The sequence below is a fragment of the Kitasatospora sp. NBC_01266 genome (genome assembly GCF_036242395.1).
Taxonomy (GTDB): Bacteria; Actinomycetota; Actinomycetes; order Streptomycetales; family Streptomycetaceae; genus Kitasatospora.
The window spans coordinates 6822921-6845545 of the sequence record NZ_CP108458.1; the positions used below are offsets into that span (position 1 = coordinate 6822921).

Annotated in this window: 17 protein-coding genes and 1 pseudogene; 11 read left to right on the top strand and 7 right to left on the bottom strand. The window is 72.3% G+C overall.

Going from position 1 to position 22625, the window contains the following annotated elements:
- Positions 1-351: 351 nt before the first annotated feature.
- The 4 genes from OG403_RS29280 (at position 352) to OG403_RS29295 (ending at position 8523) form a co-directional block, all read left to right on the top strand.
- Entirely contained in the window at positions 352-3972 is a 3621-nt protein-coding gene (locus OG403_RS29280) for a putative Ig domain-containing protein (RefSeq protein WP_329569651.1), read from the top strand.
- A 223-nt stretch (positions 3973-4195) separates the two neighbouring features.
- Positions 4196-6415 carry an NADP-dependent isocitrate dehydrogenase gene (locus OG403_RS29285; RefSeq protein ID WP_329569653.1) on the top strand — a complete coding sequence of 740 codons (2220 nt, stop codon included), beginning with the start codon at positions 4196-4198 and terminating at the stop codon, positions 6413-6415.
- Positions 6416-7125: 710 nt separating this feature from the next.
- Positions 7126-7545, top strand: a complete 420-nt coding sequence (locus OG403_RS29290; RefSeq protein WP_329569655.1) for a TOBE domain-containing protein — start codon at positions 7126-7128, stop codon at positions 7543-7545.
- A 270-nt stretch (positions 7546-7815) separates the two neighbouring features.
- Positions 7816-8523 carry an RraA family protein gene (locus OG403_RS29295; protein ID WP_329569657.1) on the top strand — a complete coding sequence of 236 codons (708 nt, stop codon included), beginning with the start codon at positions 7816-7818 and terminating at the stop codon, positions 8521-8523.
- Between the two features lie 88 nt (positions 8524-8611).
- Here OG403_RS29295 and OG403_RS29300 read toward each other — a convergent pair whose 3' ends face one another.
- Positions 8612-9493, bottom strand: a complete 882-nt coding sequence (locus OG403_RS29300; protein WP_329569659.1) for a diacylglycerol/lipid kinase family protein — start codon at positions 9491-9493, stop codon at positions 8612-8614.
- Position 9494: 1 nt separating this feature from the next.
- Positions 9495-11183 (bottom strand): FAD-binding oxidoreductase, encoded by a 1689-nt coding sequence (locus OG403_RS29305; protein ID WP_329569661.1) that lies wholly within the window; start codon positions 11181-11183, stop codon positions 9495-9497.
- Positions 11184-11228: 45 nt separating this feature from the next.
- Between OG403_RS29305 and OG403_RS29310 the strand changes: the two genes are divergently transcribed.
- From OG403_RS29310 to OG403_RS29325, 4 genes and pseudogenes are all read left to right on the top strand, one after another.
- On the top strand, positions 11229-11954 hold the full coding sequence (locus OG403_RS29310; protein WP_329569663.1) for a TetR/AcrR family transcriptional regulator: 726 nt from the start codon (positions 11229-11231) through the stop codon (positions 11952-11954).
- Positions 11951-13510 carry a glycerol-3-phosphate dehydrogenase/oxidase gene (locus OG403_RS29315; RefSeq protein ID WP_329569665.1) on the top strand — a complete coding sequence of 520 codons (1560 nt, stop codon included), beginning with the start codon at positions 11951-11953 and terminating at the stop codon, positions 13508-13510. Before OG403_RS29310 ends, OG403_RS29315 begins: the two co-directional genes overlap by 4 nt.
- An 8-nt stretch (positions 13511-13518) precedes the next feature.
- The gene (locus OG403_RS29320) at positions 13519-13740 is read left to right on the top strand and encodes a hypothetical protein (protein ID WP_329569667.1); all 222 of its coding nucleotides are present in this window, start codon (positions 13519-13521) and stop codon (positions 13738-13740) included.
- A 65-nt stretch (positions 13741-13805) separates the two neighbouring features.
- Positions 13806-14548: pseudogene (locus OG403_RS29325) on the top strand (SDR family oxidoreductase).
- A 60-nt stretch (positions 14549-14608) separates the two neighbouring features.
- Here the strand turns inward: OG403_RS29325 and OG403_RS29330 are convergent.
- Both OG403_RS29330 and OG403_RS29335 read right to left on the bottom strand, forming a co-directional pair.
- Positions 14609-14992, bottom strand: coding sequence for an RNA-binding S4 domain-containing protein (locus OG403_RS29330; RefSeq protein WP_329569669.1), 384 nt, complete (start codon positions 14990-14992; stop codon positions 14609-14611).
- Positions 14993-15089: 97 nt separating this feature from the next.
- Positions 15090-16469 carry a helix-turn-helix domain-containing protein gene (locus OG403_RS29335; protein WP_329569671.1) on the bottom strand — a complete coding sequence of 460 codons (1380 nt, stop codon included), beginning with the start codon at positions 16467-16469 and terminating at the stop codon, positions 15090-15092.
- 395 nt (positions 16470-16864) lie between these two features.
- Between OG403_RS29335 and OG403_RS29340 the strand changes: the two genes are divergently transcribed.
- Positions 16865-18121 carry a S53 family peptidase gene (locus tag OG403_RS29340; protein WP_329572636.1) on the top strand — a complete coding sequence of 419 codons (1257 nt, stop codon included), beginning with the start codon at positions 16865-16867 and terminating at the stop codon, positions 18119-18121.
- A 136-nt stretch (positions 18122-18257) separates the two neighbouring features.
- Positions 18258-19196: an ADP-ribosylglycohydrolase family protein gene (locus OG403_RS29345; RefSeq protein ID WP_329569673.1), complete on the top strand. Its 939-nt coding sequence runs from the start codon at positions 18258-18260 to the stop codon at positions 19194-19196.
- Between the two features lie 80 nt (positions 19197-19276).
- Here OG403_RS29345 and OG403_RS29350 read toward each other — a convergent pair whose 3' ends face one another.
- From OG403_RS29350 to OG403_RS29360, 3 genes are all read right to left on the bottom strand, one after another.
- Positions 19277-20473, bottom strand: coding sequence for a cytochrome P450 (locus OG403_RS29350; RefSeq protein ID WP_329569674.1), 1197 nt, complete (start codon positions 20471-20473; stop codon positions 19277-19279).
- 201 nt (positions 20474-20674) lie between these two features.
- Positions 20675-21013, bottom strand: a complete 339-nt coding sequence (locus tag OG403_RS29355) for a hypothetical protein (protein ID WP_329569675.1) — start codon at positions 21011-21013, stop codon at positions 20675-20677.
- Positions 21014-21307: 294 nt separating this feature from the next.
- Positions 21308-21700: a MerR family transcriptional regulator gene (locus OG403_RS29360; protein ID WP_329569677.1), complete on the bottom strand. Its 393-nt coding sequence runs from the start codon at positions 21698-21700 to the stop codon at positions 21308-21310.
- 105 nt (positions 21701-21805) lie between these two features.
- Between OG403_RS29360 and OG403_RS29365 the strand changes: the two genes are divergently transcribed.
- Entirely contained in the window at positions 21806-22594 is a 789-nt protein-coding gene (locus OG403_RS29365) for an amidohydrolase family protein (RefSeq protein WP_329569679.1), read from the top strand.
- Positions 22595-22625 lie beyond the last annotated feature (31 nt).

The following is a 22625-nucleotide window of genomic DNA, read 5'->3' on the forward strand; positions in this document are numbered from 1 at the left end:
GGAGCGATCGACTCCGAATCACCGGTCGCGAGCAACGGCTTCGCCCCGACCGGATCGGTAGGGCCGGTCGGCCCGACCGGCGATGGCCGCCCGCCTGTACGGCGACTGGGCGACGCGAGCCGCGCGAACCGGACCCGCGCCGACCTGGACCTCACCGGCCGCACCGGCAGCCCGAGTTGGCGGATCAAGCTACCGGGCGAACCTCAAGGTTCGCTGAACCCTACTGACCCGTAGATGAATATCTGCCCCTGAATTCGCCATATCCCACCCTGGCTGAGGCCCGCTCGCACCATGCTGTGCTGGCTGACCGTCAGGTCGGCGTAAACCGTACTGACATGGGGTGGGACGACCGTGTTCAAACGAGGGGCTAAGTGGTTCGCCGCGGGGGTGGCGGCGATGACGCTGCTGGCGACCGCACAGGCGGGGGTGTCGGCCGCAGCGGCGACACCCCCGCAGCTTGATCTGAAGGTTCTGCTGATCGGTGGTGGGGCCAGTGACCCCACCACCACCGCCTGGCAGAACGCGTTGGACACCGAGGGGGTTCCGTACACGCTGGTGAACTCCAGCGGGTCGATCGGCAGTGAGACCGTGACGCTGCCCGCGCTGTCCAGCGGGTCGCACGCCTACTACAACGGCGTGGTGGTGGCGGACTCGCCCACCTTCTTCGCCGCCGGTCAACTCAGCGGCCTGGACAGCTTCGAGTCGAGCTTCGGCGTGCGCCAGCTCGACGGCTACATGTACCCGTCCGCCTCGCTGGGCCTGACCGCCGCGAGTTCGGGACCGGTCACCGGCACCGCGCAGCTGACCACCGCCGCGCTGGCCCAACTGCCCGAGCTGAAGGGCCCGGTGCCGTTCGAGGCCGGCTCCTACGGCTACCCGGCCACGCCCGTCGCCGGTGCCCCGGTCACGCCGTGGCTGCAGAACTCGGCGGGCCAGACGCTGGCCGCCGTCTACCAGCACCCGAGCACCGACCCGCAGGCCGGCGTCTCCGAGCTGTCGCTGACCTTCAACTACAGCTCGACCATGCTGCCCTGGCTGCTGCTGTCGCCCGGCCTGATCAACTGGGTCACCCAGAACACCCACCTCGGCCTGTACCGGAACTACTTCGGCCAGGACGTCGACGACGTGTTCATCTCGGACAACGAGTGGAGCCGGCAGTACCAGTGCACGCCGGGCGCCACCGACCCGAACGACGTGCTCTGTCCGGCCGGTGTCGGCGGCAACGCCGCTGATGGCCCGCCGGACGTGCAGATGACCGCGGCCGACGTGGACTACGTGGCCAACTGGGAGAAGCAGACCGGCATCAAGCTGGAGCTGGCGTTCAACGCGATCGGCGCCTGCACCGCGCCCACCACCGCCCAGGAGTCCGGCGCCAACTGCACCGGCAGCACCACGGTCAACGGCAACTCGTTCACCGACCCGGGCCAGGCGGTGGACAGCGGCTACCCGGACGACTCCGCCTTCGTGAACGAACTCCTCAAGCAGCAGAGCTCGTTCAACTGGATCACGCACACCTGGTCGCACATGTACCTGGGCTGCCAGGTCGGCGGACCGCAGCCGGCGAACGCGCCGACCGCGGGCACCGGCGGCTCGCTGGCCGCCGGCGGCTACAGCTACGAGGTCACCGCGGCCACCGCCTACGGCGAGTCGGAGCCCTCCACCCCGCAGCAGGTCACCGTGGGCGCGAACGGCTCGGTCTCGCTGAGCTGGCCGGACGCCCCCAACGGTGACGGCCCCACGCTCGCCAAGCTGGAGTCCGAGTACTTCGGCGGTACCGGCTTCTGGGGCTACGACATCTACCGCGCGCCCGCCGGCTCCACCAGCTTCGGCCTGGTCGGCCAGGTCAAGGAGGACCCGACCGGCGCCACCACCAGCTACTCCTTCACCGACACCGGCGCCACCACCCCCGGCGGCGGCCCCGGCAGCACCAGCGACTTCCCGACCGCCACCGACCCCGGCATCGGCTGCTCCTCGCGCGCCGCCTGGCTGCCGGCCACCAGCACCCAGCCCGACTCCAGCATCGAGCAGGAGATCGGCCTGGACGACGCCTTCGCCGTCAACAACGGTCTGACCAACTACAGCACCAGCGGCCTGGTCACCGGTGAGCACTCCGGCCTGGAGAGCCCCAACATGCCGCAGGCCATGGCGGACATGGGGATCAGCGTCTTCGGCAGCGACGCCTCGCGCCAGCCGCAGAGCTACACCATCCCGGGCACCTCGGCCACCGGCGCGAGCAACACCGCCGTCTCCGCGCCGCGCTACCCGAGCAACATCTACTACAACGCGTCCAACTGGCCCGACGAGCTGAGCGAGTACAACACCGCCTACGTGGCGCAGGGCTCCTCGATGAACGATGCGCTCTACCCGAACGAGCAGGGCAAGTGCGCCGGCAGCCCGTCGACCACCTGCACCACCACCCCGGCCGACGAGGCCACCGTGCTCGCCAGCGAGTCCCGGATCATGCTCGGCCACGTGCTGGCCGACGACCCGCGGATGAACTACGCGCACCAGACCAACCTGATCGGCCCGGCCACCCAGACCGTCAACGGGGTGACCTCCGACTACGGCTACACCCTGCTCACCCTGCTGAACAACATGCAGGCGCAGTACAGCAGCTGGTACACCACGCCGCTGGTCCAGATGACCGACGCGACCACCGCGCAGACCCTCGGCCAGTCGGCCGCCTGGGCCTCGGCCGAGCAGGCTGGCTCGGTCACCGCCTCGGTGCAGAACGGCGCCGTGGTGATCGCCAACTCCGGCGGCGGCTCGGTCAACGTGCCGGTCACCGTCCCGGCCGGCACCACGGTCAACGGCGCGGCCTTCGGCCAGTCCTACGGCGGCACGCTCTCCGCCTGGACCCCGGTCGGCGCCGGTGCCTCCAGCACGCTGACCATCAACGTGGCCCCGCTGATCACCAGCTCGGCCACCGCCGCGGCCACCGTCGGCACCGCCTTCTCCGCCACGGTGACCAGCATCGGCTCCCCGCTGCCCGCGCTCAAGGAGAGCGGCAACCTGCCCGGCGGCGTGACCTTCACCGACAACGGTGACGGCACCGCCACCCTGGCCGGCACCCCGGCGGCCGGCAGCGGCGGCAGCTACCCGCTCACCATCACCGCCACCAACGCCACCGGCTCGGTCACCCAGAACCTGACCGTGACCGTCGCCCAGGCGCCCGCCGTGACCAGCGCCACCACGGCGGCCTTCACCACCGGCACCGCGGGCACCTTCGCGGTGACCACCAGCGGCTACCCGGCCCCCGCGCTCACCGAGAGCGGGACCCTGCCGAGCGGCGTGGCCTTCAAGGACAACGGCAACGGCACCGGCACCCTGTCCGGTACCGCCGCCTCGGGCACCGGCGGCAGCTACCCGGTGACCATCACGGCCACCAGCGCGGCCGGTAGCTCCAGCACCCAGGTCACCGTCACGGTCACCCAGGCCACCGGCCCGTCGGTGACCAGCGCGAGCTCGGCCACGCTGACCGCGGGCACCGCGGCCAGCATCGCGGTGACCGCCACCGGCGTCCCGACCCCGACGCTGACCGCGGCCGGCACGCTGCCCTCGGGCGTGGCCTTCAAGGACAACGGCAACGGCTCGGCCACGCTGGCGGGCACCCCGGCGGCCGGCAGCGGCGGCGTCTACCCGCTGACGGTCACGGCCGCCAACACCGCGGGCACGGCCACCCAGGCGCTCGCCGTCACGGTGGACCAGGCGCCGGCGATCACCAGCCGGCCCTCGGCGACCGCCTTCCTGCTGATCCCGTTCAACTACACGATCACCACCACCGGCTTCCCGGCCGCGGTGTTGAGCGAGAGCGGCAACCTGCCGAGCGGGATCACCTTCAAGGCGGGCAGCAACGGCACCGCCACCCTGTCCGGCACCGAGCTGGCGCTGGGCAGCTTCCACTGCACCATCACGGCCAAGAGCGCTGCGGGCACGGTGAGCCAGCCGTTCACGCTCAACGCCACCCTCTGATCGGCCCTGATCCGCTGATCCGCTGAGCCGCTGAGTCGCTACGACCGCCCCGGGCCCACGTGCCCGGGGCGGTCGTGGTGTGTCCGCCTTAAGAGCGGACAGGCCCAAGCCCCAGAGTGTCGTTCGATTCTCGTCCGGCGGTTCGTTCCGAGGGTGGTATCAGCTAGGGTCGATCACGGGATATCTTGATATCAAGACGTTGTAGCCGTGAAGCGGAGCACCGATGACTGACTCGACCATCATCTATACGCACACTGACGAGGCCCCGGCCCTGGCAACGTATTCGTTCCTGCCGGTGGTCCAGGCGTACGCCTCGACGGCGGGCGTCAAGGTGGAGACCCGCGACATCTCTCTGGCCGGGCGCATCATCGCCAGCTTCCCGGAGCGTCTCGAGGAGGGTCAGCGGATCCACGACGCCCTCCACGAGCTCGGTGAGCTGGCCAAGACGCCCGAGGCCAACATCATCAAGCTGCCGAACATCTCGGCCTCGATCCCGCAGCTCAAGGCCGCGATCGCCGAGCTGCAGGCCCAGGGCTACGCGCTGCCGGACTACCCGGACGACCCGAAGACGGACGAGGACCGCGAGGTCCGCGCCCGCTACGACAAGGTCAAGGGCAGCGCCGTCAACCCGGTCCTGCGCGAGGGCAACTCCGACCGCCGGGCGCCCGCCTCGGTCAAGAACTACGCCAAGAAGCACCCGCACCGGATGGGCGCCTGGAGCTCGGACTCCAAGACCAACGTCGCCACCATGGGCGTCAACGACTTCCGCCACACCGAGAAGTCCGCGGTCATCACCGAGGCCGGCTCGCTGCGCATCGAGCTGCTGGCCGCCGACGGCAGCACCACTGTGCTGCGCGAGTCGGTGCCGGTGCTCGCGGGCGAGGTCGTCGACGCCTCGGTGATGCACGTCGCCAAGCTGCGCGAGTTCCTCACCGCCCAGATCGCCCGGGCCAAGGCCGAGGACGTGCTCTTCTCGGTGCACCTGAAGGCCACCATGATGAAGGTCTCCGACCCGATCATCTTCGGCCACGTGGTGCGCGCCTTCTTCCCGAAGACCTTCGAGCGCTTCGGCGCCGACTTCGCCGCCGCCGGCCTGACCCCGAACGACGGCCTGGGCGCCATCCTGGGCGGCCTGCAGTCGCTGCCGAACGGCGAGGAGATCAAGGCCTCCTTCGAGGCCGAGCTGGCCGAGGGCCCGGCGCTGGCCATGGTCGACTCCGACCGCGGCATCACCAACCTGCACGTGCCCAGCGACGTCATCGTCGACGCCTCGATGCCGGCCATGATCCGCACCTCCGGCCACATGTGGGGCCCGGACGGCAAGGAGGCCGACACCCTGGCCGTGCTGCCGGACAGCAGCTACGCGGGCGTCTACCAGGTCGTCCTCGACAACTGCCGCGAGCACGGCGCCTTCGACCCGGCCACCATGGGCTCGGTGCCGAACGTCGGCCTGATGGCGCAGGCGGCCGAGGAGTACGGCAGCCACGACAAGACCTTCGAGATCCCGGCCGACGGCACCGTCCGCCTGGTCGACGCGGCCGGCAACGTCGTCATCGAGCAGCCGGTCAGCGCCGGCGACGTGTTCCGCGCCTGCCAGACCAAGGACGTGCCGATCCGCGACTGGGTGAAGCTGGCCGTCAACCGCGCCCGCGCCACCGGCGACCCGGCCGTCTTCTGGCTGGACGAGGGCCGTGCGCACGACGCGAACCTGATCGCCAAGGTCAAGGAGTACCTGCCCGAGCACGACACCGAGGGCCTGCAGATCGAGATCATGTCGCCGGAGCAGGCGACCGCCTTCTCGCTGGAGCGCATCCGCCGCGGCGAGAACACCATCTCGGTCACCGGCAACGTGCTGCGCGACTACCTGACCGACCTGTTCCCGATCCTGGAGCTGGGCACCAGCGCCAAGATGCTCTCGGTCGTCCCGCTGATCAACGGCGGTGGCCTCTTCGAGACGGGCGCCGGCGGTTCGGCCCCCAAGCACGTCCAGCAGCTGGTCAAGGAGAACTACCTGCGCTGGGACAGCCTGGGTGAGTTCTTCGCGCTGGCGGCCAGCTTCGAGCACCTGGCGCAGACCACCGGCAACGCCCGCGCCCAGGTGCTGGCCGACACCCTGGACCGCGCCACCGGCACCTTCCTCGAGGAGGACAAGTCGCCGAGCCGCCGCCTGGGCGGTATCGACAACCGCGGCAGCCACTTCTACCTGGCCATGTACTGGGCCCAGGAGCTGGCCAAGCAGACCCAGGACGCCGAGCTGGCCGAGGCCTTCGCGGGCCTGGCCAAGACGCTGACCGAGCAGGAGCAGGCGATCGTCGCCGAGCTGATCGCGGTCCAGGGCCAGCCGGTCGACATCGCCGGCTACTACCAGCCGGACGCGGCCAAGGCCTCGGCCGTGATGCGTCCGTCGGCGATCCTCAACGAGGCGCTCGCCACGCTGGGCTGACCCGGCCTCAGCTGTGAGAAGGTCCCCCGGGGCGCCGCATGGGCGCGCCGGGGGACCTTTGCGTTGGCGTCGACGAGTCAACGGGTGTGGCGGTGTCAATAGTTGTTCTGACGTCAATGGTCGTACTGACATCAACGGTTTGGTCAGTGCCAATAGTTGAACCGGTGTCAGTGGTTGAACTGATGTCAACGGGTGCATCAGTATCAATGACTTGACCAAGCCGGGTGCTCCCAGGTGCTCCAGGTGCTCCAGGCGTTCCAGGCGTTCTGGGTGTTCCGGGTGACGGCGGTCCGCCGACCGGACCCGGAGGTCCGCTCTAGTGAAATGCAAGGATGCTCTGGCAGGCTCGATCTCGAGCTCACAGGGGTACCCCCGTCCCGCAGTGAGCTGCCTCGCGTCGGTCCCGGAAGGCCGGCGCGAGGCCGGAGAGCCGCAGGCCTTCCGGCTTCCGGCCGGCGGCTCTCCGGCCTCGGGGGGCGTGGCTTGGGCCGTGACTTCGGGTCGCGGCCTCGCGCGTGTCGGTCCGCGACGAGGGCCGCTGGTCCCACCGGGTGAGACCCGTCGCCGACCGGGCGGAATCTGCGAGGCCCGGCCCGCCGTGCTCCTGGCGGATGCGAGCGGCGCGTAACGGGCCGGTGGCGGGCGTGACAGGGTGGGCGGCACTGGCAGTCCGATCTGCCCGGATTGCGCCTTCGATCGAGGAGCCCGTCATGACGCTGAGCATCCGCAACCAGATCCCCGGCACTGTCACCGCGATCACCTTCGGCGCGGTGATGGCGACGGTCCGCGCCCGCCTGACCGGCGGTCAGGAGATCACCGCCGCCATCACCGCCGAGGCGGTCAAGGAACTCGGGCTCGCCGAGGGCTCCGCCGTCCACGCGCTCGCCAAGTCCACCGAGATCGCGCTCGCCACCGCCCCGGTGTCCGGTCTGAGCATCCGCAACCAGCTCCCGGGCACCGTCGTGGAGGTGGCCACCGGCGGTGCGATGGCCACCGTCAAGGTCGCCATCACGGGCGGCGAGCTGACCGCCGCGATCACCAGGGACGCCGTCGAGGACCTCGGGCTGGCTGCCGGATCCAGCGTGGTCGCGCTGATCAAGTCCACCGAGGTCTCGCTGTCCGCCGGCTGAGCCGGCCGAGTGGCGCGGGCCCACTGGGGTCTGTCTGACAATTCGCGTCGGATCAGCGCGCGGCTCCCCCAGCCTGACGGCCGAAGGCTGGGGGAGGATGCCCGGCGTCGCGCGCCCGGCGGGAATTGTCAGACAGACCCCAAGGCCGACCGGCGGTTTCGGTCCAACCCTGTGGCCGGTCGCGATCATTGCGCGCGGCACGGCCGCCCCCTGATGATGGGGTCAGTGGGAAACCCCTACCCGACAGCGCAGCGTGAGAGGGCAGACCGGATGGACCATCACGAGCTTCAGAAGCGGTTCGAGACGCTGACCACCGCCCATCTGGCCGACGCCTGCATCCGCACACAGGTGCCGGTGCGCTGTGCGCCCACCGGGTTGCGGGCTGTGCTGCCCGGTGTCCGGGTGTCCGGGCGGGTGCGCCCGGCCCGGCACGTCGGCAGCGTCGACATCTTCCTGGAGGCCTTCGAGGCCGCCGAGCCCGGTGACGTGCTGGTGGTGGACAACGGCGGCCGAACGCAGGAGGCCTGCATCGGCGACCTGGTGGTGCTGGAGGCGCGCACCGCCGGGATCGCGGGCGTGGTGATCTGGGGGCTGCACCGCGACACCGTCGACGTCCGCGCCATCGGGCTGCCGGTCTTCAGTCTGGGCTCGCTCCCCACCGGCCCGCAGCGGCTGGACGCCCGCCCCGCCGACGTGTTGACCGCCGCCACCGTGGGGGAGTGGACGGTGACCCGCGATGACCTGGTGCTCGGCGACGAGGACGGTGTGCTCTTCCTGCCCGCCGACCGCGCCGAGGAACTCCTCACGCTCGCCGAGCAGATCCGCGACACCGAGCGGCGCCAGGCCGAGCGGATCCGCTCGGGCGACACGCTGCGCGCCCAGGTCCGCTTCGACGCCTACCTCGCCGCGCGCCGGAGCGACCCGGAGCTGACCTTCCGCGAGCACCTGCGCGCCGTCCGGGGCGCGATCGAGGAGTGACGGCCGGTCAGCCGAGTTGACGTCAGCCGACCTCACCCGCGAGCCGCACCAGCGCCTCCCGGGTGAGGTCGACCCCCGCCGCCCCGCCCTACGGCACCAGCAGGGTCAGCGCCCCTGGCAGGATCCGGATCCGGGCCGGGAGCACGGCGATCTCGTCGCCGTCCGCGCAGACCGGGATCGGCCGGTCGGCGTCCACCGTGACCTCCCGCGCCGTTCGCACGTCGACCTCGGGCCGCCGCAGGTGGGTGCCGCGCTTGGCCTCGCGCATGAAGGCGACCACCTTGGCGCGCGGCCCGTCGCCGACCACCATCACGTCGAGCAGCCCGTCGTCCAGCACGGCCGTCGGCACGATCCGCAGACCGTGCCCGTACGCACCGGAGTTGGCCACCACCACGGTGTGCCCGCGCACCTCGCGCCGCTCGCCGTCGACGCTCAGCGTGTAGCCGGCCGCGCGCCAGCCGAGGATCGCCCGCAGCGGTGCCAGCCGGTAGAGCAGCAGGGCGGGCAGGCCGCGGCCGGCGTTGATGATCCGGGTGGCCAGCGCGTCGATCCCGATGTACACGTTGCCCGGCGCGATCACCCCGTTGACCTCCAGCACGTCGATCGCGCGGCGCCGGCCGGCCAGCAACAGCCGGGCCGCCGCCTCTGGTTCCTCGACGCCGGGCAGCCGCAGGGTGCGGGCCAGGTCGTTGCCCCGCCCGGCCGGCACGATGGCCATCGTGCCGCCGCCGCGCACGGTGCCGTCGGCCACGTCGCGCACCATGCCGTCACCGCCGACCGCGACCACCACCTCACCGTTCTCGGCGGCCGACCGCGCGGCGGCGATGGCGTGTTCGCGGTCCCGGGTCGGCACCGTGCGCACGGTGGCGCCGGCCGTGCGCAGTCGCGCGGCGATCGGCTCCCAGCGGGCGACGGTGTGGCCGCCGCCCGAGATCGGGTTGACGATCGCGGTGAACGCGCCGGCGGTCATCTCAGTGCTCGCTCTCGGCAGCCCCGGCAGCCCCGGCAGCCCCAGCGGCCCCGGCCGTGTCGGCGGCCGACCGGTCGCCCGGCGAAGTCGGGATCAGCACACCGGGGTTGAGGATCCCGGCCGGGTCCAGCACCCGCTTGACCGCCTGCAGCGAGGCCACCGCCAGCGGGCCCACCTCGCGGGCGTAGACCTCCCGGTGGTCGGTGCCCACGCCGTGGTGGTGGGTGATCGCCGCACCGGCCGCCCGGATCGCCTCGTTGGCGGCCGACTTGGCCAGCTGCCACTGGGCGAGCGGGTCATCGGTCTGGGCGCAGGCGACGGTGAAGTAGAGCGAGGCGCCGGTCTCGTAGACGTGCGAGATGTGGCAGAGCACCAGCGGCACGGTGCCCTGCGCGGTCAGCGCGTTGGTCAGCGCCTCGGTGACGGCCGCCCGCAGCAGGTGCAGGTTGGACCAGAAGGTCACCGTCTCCAGGGTCTCGATCAGCACCCCGGCGTCCAGCAGCGGATCACGCAAGTACGGTGCGCGGTAACGTCCGTGGCGCCACGACTCGCCGGGCTCGGTGCCCAGCGGCTGACCACCGGCCGCGCTCAGCAGCTCGCTCGCGCCGGCCCGGCGGGCGGCCACCTCGGCCGCGCTGCCCTCGTAGCCGGTGATGGCCAGGCAGCCGCCCGGTCCGCCGCCGAACATCGCGGCCGGGTCGGCCAGGTTGATCGAGGTCTCCATCTCGTCGGAGAGCCGCAGCACGGTCGGCAGCGGACCGTCCTGGACCAGCCGCCGCAGCGCGTCCGCACCCGCTTCGAAGGAGTCGAACTTCCAGCCCTCGTAGACCCGTTCGGCCGGCAGCGGGCGCACCCGGACGGTCACCGAGGTGATCACGCCCAGGGAGCCCTCCGAGCCGAGCACCAGCTGGCGCAGGTCGGGACCGGCTGCCGACTTCGGCGCGCTGCCCAGCTCCATCGTGCCGCGCGGGGTGGCCAGCACCAGGCCGACCACCATCTCGTCGAACCGCCCGTAGCCGGCCGAGGACTGGCCGGCCGAACGCGCCGCCGCGTAACCGCCGATGCTCGCTCCTTCGTAGGACTGCGGGAAGTGACCCAGCGTCAGACCGCGCTCGCGCAGCCGCCGTTCGGCCTCCGGTCCGCGCAGTCCGGCCTGCAGGGTGGCGGTTCGGGAGACCTCGTCGATCGCCAGTACGGCGTCGAGCCGCTTGAGGTCGAGCGCCACCACGCCCGCGAACCCGGCCCGCTGCGGCGCGAGTCCGCCGACCACCGAGGTGCCGCCGGAGTACGGGACGACGGCCAGGCGCAGCCGCTCGCACAGCTCCAGCAGCGCCACGACCTCCTGGTGCGTGCCGGGGAAGACCACGGCGTCCGGCGCGTCCGTGACGTCGCCCGCGCGCAGGCGCAGCAGGTCGGGGGTGGACCAGCCGCGGGTGTGGCCCAGGCGGGCGGCGGCGGTGGTGTCGACCCGGTCCGCGCCCACCACGGCGGCCAGCTCGGCGAGCGCCTTGTCGTCCAGCGCCGTCGCGGGCAGCGCGAGCGTGTCGAGGTCGACCGGCGGCTGCTCGGGCGTGCGCACCCCGAAGGCGGCCAGTGTCTCCTGCGCGGCGGCCGGGAGCTCGGTGCGGCGGGCCGGGTCGCCCCAGCGGTAGGGGTGGAAGTCCGCGACGGGCAGGTCTGACTCGGTCATCGAGGTCCTCAGGGCTGGAGAGTACGTGCTGATACACTTGTACATGTGGTGTCGCAGCGAATCAACACGCCGGATGAAGAGAAGTCGGTAGCCGCCGAGCCCGAGCGCGCGACCGGGCCCACGCCCGAGCCCGCGTCCGAGCCCAGGGCCAGGGCCGCCAACGCCATTCCCGAGCAGCGGATCCTCGACGCCGCGTACCAGCTGCTGCTCACCATCGGCATGCAGCGGATCACCATGGCCGACATCGCGCGCCAGGCCGGCGTCTCCCGTGCCACCCTCTACCGCCGCTGGGGCGGCGTGCGCGAGGTGCTCGGCGCGCTGACCACCCGGGCCTGGATGGAACTGGTGGAAGGCGCCTTCCCGTTCGGCGGGGCGGCCCACGGCCGGGCCCACGCGGTCGACGGAGTGGTGCGCATGGTCGGCGCCCTGCGGGTCCATCCGCTGCTGCGCAAGATCATCGAGCTCGACCCGGACTTCCTCACCCCCTACCTGCTCAAGCGGCGCGGCACCAACACCAACCACCAGCTCGCGCTGCTCGAAGCCGCCCTGCGCACCGGCATCGACGACGGTTCGGTCCGGGCCGGCGACCCCGCGCTGCTGGCCCGCGCGGTCCTGCTCACCGCCTGGTCCTTCACGCTGACCGGGCCGGTCGTGATGGACGCGCCCGAGGGGACGGGAGCCGGGCTCGACAGGCTCGACGCAGAGCTGCGGCTGCTGCTCGACCGATATCTCTCGCCAACTCCCCTGACCGAAAGCGGATCTGACGTATGAACAGGGAAACTGCCGGCTCGCTGAACGCCGCCCGCCGCGCCCGCGAGCTCGCGGAGCTGGCCGGGTCGGCCGCCGGCGCCGGGCCCGCCGTCGACGTCCTGGTGATCGGCGGCGGCGTCACCGGTGCCGGCATCGCGCTGGACGCGGCCGCCCGCGGGCTGTCCGTCGTGCTCGCCGAGAAGCACGACCTCGGCTTCGGCACCAGCCGCTGGAGCTCCAAGCTGGTCCACGGCGGTCTGCGCTACCTCGCCTCGGGCAGCGTCGGCATCGCCCGGGAGAGCGCGGTGGAGCGCGGCATCCTGCTCGAGCGCACCGCCCCCCACCTGGTGCACGCGCTGCCGCAGATCGTCCCGCTGCTGCCGGGCACCCGCCTGGCGGACGCCGCGCTGGTCCGGGCCGGCTTCCTGGCCGGGGACCTGCTGCGGCTGACCGCCGGCACCTCCTCGGCCACCCTGCCCCGCTCCCGCCGCCTCACCCGCGCCGAGGTGCTGCGCTACGCCCCCACCGTCCGGTCCGCCGGGCTGCGCGGTGGCCTGGTCTTCTGGGACGGCCAACTGGTCGATGACGCCCGCCTGGTGGTCGCCCTGGCCCGCACCGCGGCGGCGCACGGCGCGCGGGTCCTGACCCGCTGCGCGGTCAGCGCGGCGCACGGCACCGGGGCCCGGCTGACCGACGAACTGACCGGCGAATCCTTCGAGTTGACCGCCCGCACGGTGATCAACGCGGCCGGTGTCTGGGCCGGCGAGCTGGCCCCCGGGATCACCCTGCGACCCAGCCGCGGCACCCACCTGGTCTTCCCGCAGTCCGCGTTCACCGGCCCGACCGGCGCCCTGAACGCCGGACTCACCGTGCCGGTGCCGGGCGAGACCAACCGCTTCGTCTTCGCGCTGCCCGCCCCCGACGGCCGGGTCTACGTGGGCCTGACCGACGAGGACGCGCCCGGCCCGATCCCCGACGTCCCGCAGCCCGCCGAGTCCGAGATCGACTTCCTGCTGCAGACCATCAGTTCCGCTCTGCGCACCCCGCTCACCCGCGCCGACCTGCTCGGCACCTTCGCCGGCCTGCGCCCGCTGCTGGACGACGGCACCGGCCGGACCGCCGACGTCTCCCGCAAGCACGCCGTACTGACCGGCCCCGACGGCCTGGTGACCGTGGTCGGCGGCAAACTCACCACCTACCGGCAGATGGCCGAGGACGCCTTGGACGCCGCCCTCGCCCACGCCCGCCTGACCGCCCGCCCCTGCCGCACCCGCACCCTCCCGCTGCTCGGCGCCGCTCCCCGCCCCCAACTCGACCGCATCGCAGCCCCGTTGCGCCTGGTCCGCCGCTACGGCACCGAAGCCCCCGCCGTCCTCGCCGCCGCCGACGGCGACCCGGCCCTGCTCACCCCGATCGCCCCCGGCACCGACACCACGGCAGCCGAACTCCTCTTCGCCGTCCGCCACGAGGGCGCCCTGGACACCGCCGACCTGCTGGACCGCCGCACCCGGATCGGCCTGGCCCCGGCCCACCGCGCCGCCGCCCTCCCGGCCGCGGAACGGGCCCTGGAAGGCTGAACCCGTCCATGGGGGGGAGACGACATGTACGTACGGTTCCAGGCGCGCAGGCCTGGTTCAAGGCCGCCGCCCGGCCGCACATCGAGCAGGCGCGGGGGCTGCTGGCGATGCTCGCGGCGCACGGGGTCGGTTGCGCGGAGATCCGCTCGGCCGACCCCGGGGTGATCGTCTATCAGGACGAGCACCAGGTGGTGGTCATCCCGTCCGCCGGGCCGGCAGGTACGGGCTGAACCGCTCGGCCACCTCGGCCGCGACGGCATGGACGTCCCGCGTTCCGTCGACCTCGATCACCTGGATGCCGAGCCGCCGCGCACCGCGCACCGCGCACCGCGTCGTCATCACCGCCGCCGGCCGCGACTTCGGCGGACCTTGGCCATCCAACTCGCAGACCGCGGCGCCGAGGTCTTCCTCTCCGCCCGCAGCCTCGCTGCCGCCGAGTCCGTGCGTGAGGAGATTCGCGGCCGGGGGCACCACCAAGTCCACGCCTTCGCCTGCGACCTGACGGACCCCGCCTCGATCCGCGACTTCGCCGCCGACGTCGCCCGGCACACCGACCGGGTCGACATACTGGTCAACAACGGCTCGCGCTACCTCGGAGGGCCGGACATCCTGTCGGCCTCCGACGCCGATGTCGTCGACACCATCGCCTCCGGTGCCACCGGCACCGTGCTGGCCGTGAAGAACTTCCTCCCGCTGCTCCTCAACTCGGACAAGCCGGATGTCGTGACGATGGTCTCCGCCTGCGGGGCGGCCGGTCATCAGCGCTCGGACGCTCACGACGCCTTCTACGCGGCCAAGAGCGCCCAGGCGGGGTTCGCCGAGATCCTCTCCAAGCGCCTGCGGCCCCAAGGCGTCCGGGTGATCTCGCTCTACCCGCCCGACTTCGACAATCCCGACCCGCTCGCCGAGGAGTGGCAGACCACACCGCGGGGGGCCAAGGACGCCCTCACGGCCCAGTCGCTAGTGGACTGCATCCTCTTCGCCGTCGGTCAGCCCCGCGACTGTTTCATCAAGGCCTTCCACTTCGAACAGGTCTGACCGATTCGTCGCCGGTCAGCTGTCCTGACCGGCGACCACCGCGGAGCAGCGCCGGACCAGTCAGCCGCCCGGGGGACCGAAGAGCTGCTCCAGGGCGCGGCGGTCGCGCTTGGTCGGGCGGCCGGTGCCGCGCTCGCGCAGGGCGACGGGGGCGGGGCCCAGTGAGGCGGGGCGGGGTGGGCTGTTGTCGACGAAGCAGTCGACGGCGACGGAGGCGCCGACGCGCTTGCTGATCACGCGGGAGACGACGACCACCCGGGTCCAGTCGTCCTGGCGCACCCGGACCTCGTCGCCGACCTTGACCGGGTGGGCGGGCTTGACCCGTTCGCCGTTGATCCGGACGTGTCCGGCGCGGCAAGCGGTGGCGGCGAGGGCGCGGGTCTTGGTCAGGCGTACCGACCAGATCCAGCTGTCCACCCGTGCGGTGGCTTCGTCTACGGCCATACCCCGACTCTAACCCGCCTCGCGCGCCGCACCGGTGCTCAATTTCCGCTCGTGCCGCAGCGGGCTGCCGGGTAGTCCTGCCGGTCGGTCCTGCCGGTCAGCCGGCGGCGGGGCTCGGGTAGCGGCAGGCGGCCTGCTCGGCGGTGGCCAGGTCGGCCGGGCTGAGCCGGGCGGGCGCGGCCGCGGTGCCGTCGAGGGAGAGCAACTGGGCGTCGGCAACGGTGGTCGCGCGGTCTCCGCCCAGGCAGGCGACGGCCACCACGGGGATCGCGGTGGTCGCGTTCTGCAGCGGGCCGAGGCGCCAGACGTAGTCGAAGTCCTGCTGCTGCTGGGCGGTCAGCTGGATCTGGTGCCAGGCGGCGGGGGCGGCTACGGCGGCGCTGGGTGCACCGGGGCCGGCAGCACCGCTCGGTGCATCGCCGTAGTAGGCGGCGTAGCCGACGATGGCCAACTGGGTGCCGCTCGCCTTCAGTTCCACCGAGCCGTCGGCTGCCGGCCGCGCCACCGTCAGGGAGACCGAGGTCGGCATCGGGGCGTCGTCCGGACAGGGGCTGGGTTGCATCGCGCCCGGCGGGTTTCCGTGGACGACCGCCGAGGCCACCAGCCCGCCGCCGGCCAGTTCGAACCAGCGTATGTCCGGCTCGCCGCCGCGGAGGTCGTAGACCACGTCGCCGAGGCAGAAGCCGGTCAGATCCAGGACGCAGTTGGCCGGGGCGGTCCAGAGGGTGGTGGCGTTGAAGCTGGCTCCGGACCGGACGTGGGCGCCGGCGCCGTACGTCCTTGCGGTGAACTGCACCGGCGCCGGGGTGGCCGGCGAGGGTGCGGTGGACGCGTCGGCAGGGGGTACGCAGTCCGATTCGGCGACCACCGGCGCGCTGTGCGGGTGGGGTCGACCGGGCAGCAGGAAGGCGAACAGCGTGCAGGCGGTGGCCACGGCGGCTGCGGCGAGCAGGAGCCGGCGTCCCGGACGGTTGCGGTACGACTGGTACCAGAGCCGGGGGAGCGCGGCGGGTGCGCCGGGCGGGGCGGGTGAGGGTTCCTCGGGCGCGCTCGCCGCCTGCTCCGACGTTGCCGACGTTGCCGCCGACTCGGCCGCAGGCTCCGCCTCAGCCGCAGGCTCCGCCCCGGACTCCGACTCGAGCTCAGGTTCTGCCTCAGCCGCAGGCTCCGTCCCGGGCTCCGACTCCGTCCCAGCCTCCGAAGCCTGCTCCGCCAACTCGCGGCTCAGCTCCTCCCAACGCCGCTCCCACACCTCGACGTCGCCACCGCACGCCCCCACATAAGCGAGCGTCACCTCAAGGCTCGGCTGCCGCACCCCGCCCGCCGCGTCGCTCAGCGTGCTGGCGCTGAACCCGGCCAGCGTGGCCAGGGCCCGGTAGGTGGGGTTGCCGGCCTGCTCACGCACCGCCCGCAGGTCATGGGCGAACGCTTGCAGCGGCCCCTCGGTCGGGTCGATGGGACGGGGCTTGCGGGCCAAACGAGTCTCCGGTGGTGGCTGATGGACGATCACGAGTGGCCACGGACGGCCGTAAACAGCCAGCTGTGGAAGGCCCGTGAGCGATCGGGATTGCTGTGCGCGGCGATCGTACTCGGTCACATGTGCCGCTCACCTGCGCCTTGGTACGAACTCTTCGGGCCACCTGTCAGGTGACGTCCAGTCACCTCCTGTTGCTCCCAGGTAACACGAAGATTGAATCTTGGCTCAACTCTTGTTGACCAGATCATGACCGGTTAGCGTCGTGCCACTCGTTCAACCGAACGAGCGATCGGGCGGCTCCAGTTCCCACCCGGACGCCCGCACGGGCACCCCCACGTGTCCCGCATGCCCCCGGTACATCCGCCACAGGAGGCAGTTCCTTGCTCAACTTCACCATGGCCCCCGGCGCCACCCCCACCGCCCGGGCCCGCCGGATCGCTCTCGCACTCACCGGCACCGCCGCACTTGCCCTCTCCGCGCTCGCCACCGCTGCCCCGGCCGGCGCCAGCACCACGGCGGCCACCGTGCACAGCAAGGGCGGGACGTCCTGGATACGCTCCTGCGCGACCCTCGCCAAGGGCGACACCATGGCCTGCAACGCGCTCAAGGTCACCAGCGTTGCCCAGCACATCAGCCCGCTCGGCGTGACGCCCAACGCGACGCCCTCCGGCTACGGCCCGAGCGACCTGCGGAGTGCCTACAACCTCCCCGCGAACGGCGGCGCCGGCCAGACCGTGGCGATCGTGGACGCCTACAACGACCCCAACGCCGCGTCGGACCTGGCCGTCTACCGCGCGCAGTACGGCCTGCCGGCCTGCACCGTCGCCAGCGGCTGCTTCAAGCAGGTCGGCCAGACCGGCACCACCAGCCTGCCGGCCAACAACGCCGACTGGTCGGGCGAGATCTCGCTGGACCTCGACATGGTCTCGGCGATCGCCCCGAACGCGCACATCATCCTGGTCGAGGCGAAGACGGCGAGCACCGCCAACCTCGGCACCTCGGTCAACGAAGCGGTCAAGCTGGGCGCCAAGTTCGTCTCCAACAGCTACGGCGGCAGCGAGTCCTCGTCCGACCCGACCTACGACACCAAGTACTACGACCACCCGGGTGTGGCGATCACCGCCTCCTCCGGTGACGGCGGCTACGGCGTCGAGTACCCGGCGGCGTCCCGGTACGTCACGGCGGTCGGCGGCACCTCGCTGAGCAAGGCCTCCAACGCGCGCGGCTGGACCGAGTCGGTCTGGTCCACCTCCAGCACCGAGGGCGCCGGCTCCGGCTGCTCGGTCTACGACGCCAAGCCCACCTGGCAGAAGGACACCGGCTGCGGCAACCGCACCGTCGCCGACGTCTCCGCGGTCGCCGACCCGGCCACCGGTGTCGCGGTCTACCAGACCTACGGCGCCTCCGGCTGGTCGGTCTACGGTGGCACCAGCGTCGCCTCCCCGCTGATCGCCGGGGTCTATGCCGACGCCGGCGCCCCGAGCGCGGCCATCCCGGCGGCCGACGCCTACGCCCACCCCTCCGCGCTGAACGACGTGACCAGCGGCTCCACCGCCAGCTGCACCCCGTCCTACCTCTGCACGGCGGGCCCGGGCTACGACGGCCCGACCGGCCTCGGCACGCCGAACGGCCTGGCTGCCTTCACCGGCTGACGCAGCGTCAAACCGAGATCACCGGCCGGCGCCGGTCCCCCGACCCGGGGGCCTGCGCCGGCCGGTGGCTGTTCCAGCGGCACTCCGCTGTTAATCCCTGGAGTCCCGCCCGCCGTGGCTGGCAGGATGGGCCGCAATGACCCCGTCCACTCCTTCACCCGTCAACCACCGCACCGCCGCCCGCGATTCGCTGCGCGGCCTGACCACCGGCGACGCATTCGGCGCCCAGTTCTTCCTCCCGGCCAACCTCCCGGCCCTGCGCGCCCGGCAACTGCCGCCGGCGCCCTGGCCCTGGACCGATGACACCGAGATGGCCTGCTCCGTCTTCGCCGCCCTGCGTGACCGCGGCACCATCGACTCCGCCGAACTGGCCCAAGCCTTCGCCCACCACCACGACTTCGACCGTGGCTACGGCGCCTCGACCAACCGCCTGCTGCGCCTGATCCGCGAGGGCGGCAGCCACCGCGAGTTGGCGGCCGGCGTCTTCGGCGGCCAGGGCTCCTGGGGCAACGGCGCCGCGATGCGGGTGGCTCCGCTCGGCGCCTGGTTCGCCGCCGACCCGGCCGAAGCCGCTCGGCAGGCGGCCCGCTCCGCCGAGGTGACACACACCCACCCGGAGGGCGTCGCCGGTGCCGTCGCGGTCGCGGTGGCCGCCGCCTGGGCGGTGCGGGCCCGCACCGAGTGGCTCACCGACGCCGATCTGCTCGCCGCGGTTCTGGAGTCGACCCCGACCGGCAAGGTGCGCGAGGGCATCGCCGAGGCCCGCCAACTGCTCGGCCAGCAGGCCGACCACGTCGCCCAGGTGCTCGGCAACGGCCGCTACGTCAGTGCCTTCGACACCGTCCCGTTCGCCCTGTGGTGCGCGGCGAAGCACTTGAACGACTATCAGTGGGCGCTCTGGACGACGGCGGGCCAGGGCGGCGACATCGACACCACCTGCGCGATCGTCGGCGGCATCGTGGCGGCGAACGTCGGCACCGAGGGCATCCCGGCGCGCTGGCGGGCGGTCACCGAGGCGCTGCCGCAGTGGGTCGCACAGCAGCGGCTCGGCCCGGACGTCGGTCCCGCCGACTGACCGTGTCCACCGACTGACCGGGCCGGTCGACTGACCGTGTCCGCCGACCGGCCGTCATCTGGTGACCGGCATTCTGCCCGTCACCAGATGATCGGCAGCCTGACCATCGCGCGGACCGCCACGCCCTGCTTCCACTCCAACTCCGTGTCCGGCACCGCGATGCGCAGCCCGGGAAGTCGGCGGAGCAGGGTGGCCAGGCCGATCTCCAGTTCCAGCAGGGCCAGCGGGGAGCCGACGCAGCGGTGCGGGCCGAAGCCGAAGCCGAGGTGCGGGGTGTGGGCGCGGGTGACGTCGAAGCGGGTCGGGTCCTGGCAGACGACGGAGTCGAAGTTGATCGAGCCGAGGACCGGTAGCACCACGGAGCCGGCCGGTACCGGGACGCCGCTCAGCTCGGTGTCGGCGGTGGCCATCCGCTCGAAGCCGGCGTGGGCGATCGGCACGTAGCGCAGGATCTCGTCGATCGCGCCGGGGATCAGATCGGGGCGCTCCAGCAGCAGCTGCCACTGGTCGGGGAAGTGGCCGAAGGTGACCAGGCAGTTGGCGATCATGTTGGCGGTCGTCTCGAAGCCGGCGCCGAGCAGCAGCCAGACCAGCCGCAGCAGTTCGTCCTCGGAGAGCCGGTCCTGGTCGTCCCGGGCGTGGATCAGCCGGGTGATCAGGTCGTCCTCGGGCTGTCGGCGCCGCTCGGTGATCAGGCCCGCGCAGTAGGCGGCCAGGTCCTCGAAGGCCTTGGCGGTGACCGCCTCGTTGGTCTCGTCGAGCGACAGGATGTGGAACATCCACTCGACCACCTGATCGACCGCCTCGCGCGGAACGCCGAGCAGCATGCAGATCACCCGGGCGGGGTAAGGGGTGCCGAACCGGGAGATGAAGTCCGCCGGTGCGCCCTCGGCGAGCATCTCGTCGATCAGCTCGTCGGCGATCGCCTGGATCCGCGGCCGCAGCCGGGAGACCGCGCCGGTGGTGAACGCGGCCACCACCAGCTTGCGCAGCCGCGTGTGCACCGGCGGGTCCACGTTCTGCAGCAGGTCGGGGATCTTCGACCCGGCGAGCAGGGACGGCACGTCGGGGTCGAGGATCGCCTGGCGGCTGAAGACCGGGTCACTGAAGATCCGGCGGGCGTCGTGGTGCCGGGTGACCAGGAGGGCCTCGCCACCGCCTCGGGCCAGCCGCACCTTCGGTACCGGGCAGTGGCTGCGCAGGTCTTCGTACTTCTGGTGATGCTCCAGTTCGTTCGGCAGGCCGAACGGGAAGACCGGGAGCTCCTCGGCTGTCATGTGCGCACTCCTGCTTTCCCCGTAGCTGATGGACCGTCAGTCCGATCGGTTCACCGAGCTTGCGGGCACATGCTCGACAGTCGAATGAGCATCGGTCGAACAGGTGCTCAGGGGGCAGGTTGGCAGGTTGGCAGGTTGGCGGGGAGGTCAGGGGATCAGGGGGGATCAGGGGGCGAGAGGTCGGGGGCCAGGAGGTCGGGCTCAGGTGCTCAGGGGCGCTCCGCAGCCGTTCGGGTCGCCGCCGCCCGGCTGCCCCGCCGCCTGTCGCGCCGGCGGCGGCTTCTCCAGCCACTCCGGATCGGCCTCCCACTCGGGTCCGCCGCGCTCGGGTCGCAGGTAGACGATGCGGCCCACCTGGTCCATGAACACCCCCAGCCGCTGGTTGAGCGCGTCATAGACCAACTCGCCCCGGCGGCGCGGTTCGTACCTCAGCTCGGGCGGATGCGTGCCGACCGGCCGCACGGCGGGATACGCCAGGGTGAGGCGCTGTGCGGCTTCGGGGCGGCCGCCGCAGTCGGCGGGGCAGCGACACTCGGGCATCCCTCGATCGAAGAGGGAGTGGCCGCCCTTGAGGGGGCTCTCCACATTCGTCTGATTATCCGTCATATCAGCTGCTCCCATGCTCGATCGGGTGCGGGAGTCGCTCAAGGCGCTGAGTCGGACTCCCTGCGTTGCCGTCCTATCAACAAGCATCGGCACGTCACCCTGCCTTCGGTAGCGAATCCACTGGACAACCTTCGGAGTTGTTCCGGCGGAACTACCGTGGGCAAGAACGATCCTGACTCTCGGCGTCGCCCCGCCCCTGCACCGCCATCGGCCGCACCCGAAGGCCGGTCAGCCGCGCTGCTCGGCCTGCCCGGTGCTGGTGGCCTGGGTGCGGTCGATGGTCTGCCGCAGGACGTCGCGGGCGGTGGCGAGCTCGGCCGCGCGCTGGTCGAGGGCGTGCAGCTGGGCGCGCAGCGCGTCCAGTACGCCGGGGCACGGCAGCACGGTGGCCTGCGTGGTTGTGCCGGGTGCGGCCGTGCAGGGGAGTACCTGGCCGATGACCCGGGTCGGCAGGCCCGCCGCGAGCAGGGCGCGGATCCGCAGGACCGTCGCGGGCGCGGCCTCGTCGTACGTGCGGTACCCGTTGGGGCGGCGTCCGGGCTGCAGCAGGCCCGCCCGCTCGTAGTAGCGCAGCAGGCGTTCGCTGGTCCCGGTTCGCTCGGCCAGTTCTCCGATGAGCACCGCCCGGCTCCTTCCTTGTCACTTGACCTTCCAATGGTGTCAAGGAGCAACAGTGGGTCCCGCCCGCCGCATTCCGGCGACCCGCTTCGCTCCCGGAGGAACCCTGTGATCATCGACGCCCACAGCCATGTCCACGACCCGGTGGGCCGCCATCTCGCCGACCTGGACGCTGCGGGGGTGGACCGCGCGGTGCTCTTCGCCACCCGTCCGCACCCGGAACGGGCGGTCGATCTCGCCTCGCTGCGCCGCGAGATGAGTGCCCTCGACACCGCGCTGGCCGGCCGCGCCGCAAGTGTGGACGGCTACCGCGCCGCCTGGCAGGAGTTGCACGAGGCGCTGGCCGCGCACCCGGACCGGTTCATCGGCTTCGGCAGCGTGCCGCTCGATCTGCCCGCGGCGGACACGGCCGCGCTGATCGACCGTGAGGTGGTCGGGCGCGGGCTGCGCGGCATCGGGGAGCTCACGCCGCCCCCGGGGCAGGCCGCCCGGCTCGAGCCCGTGCTCCGGGCGGCCCAGGACCACGGCGGGCTGCCGGTGGTGGTGCACGGCTTCGCCCCCACCACCGCCGCCGACCTGCGCACCCTGTCCCAGCTCGCGGCGCGCTACCCGGCGGTTCCGCTGGTGGTCAGCCAACTGGGCGGGCTGAACTGGATGGACGCCATCGAGCTGGTGCGGGATACGCCGAGCATGTACCTGGAGCTGTCCACCGCCAACATCATCTTTGCCGTCCGGATGGCGATCCAGGAGATCCCCGAGCGCACCCTGTTCGGCTCGGACGCGCCCTACGGCGACCCGGTGCTCGCCCGCGCCGCCGTCGAACGGGTGACCCGGCCGGGTGAGGTGCGCGATCGGGTGCTCGGCGGGACGCTGGGGCGGCTGCTGGGAATTCTCTGACCAAGCCCTACTGCTGCCACGAGCGGGTGGA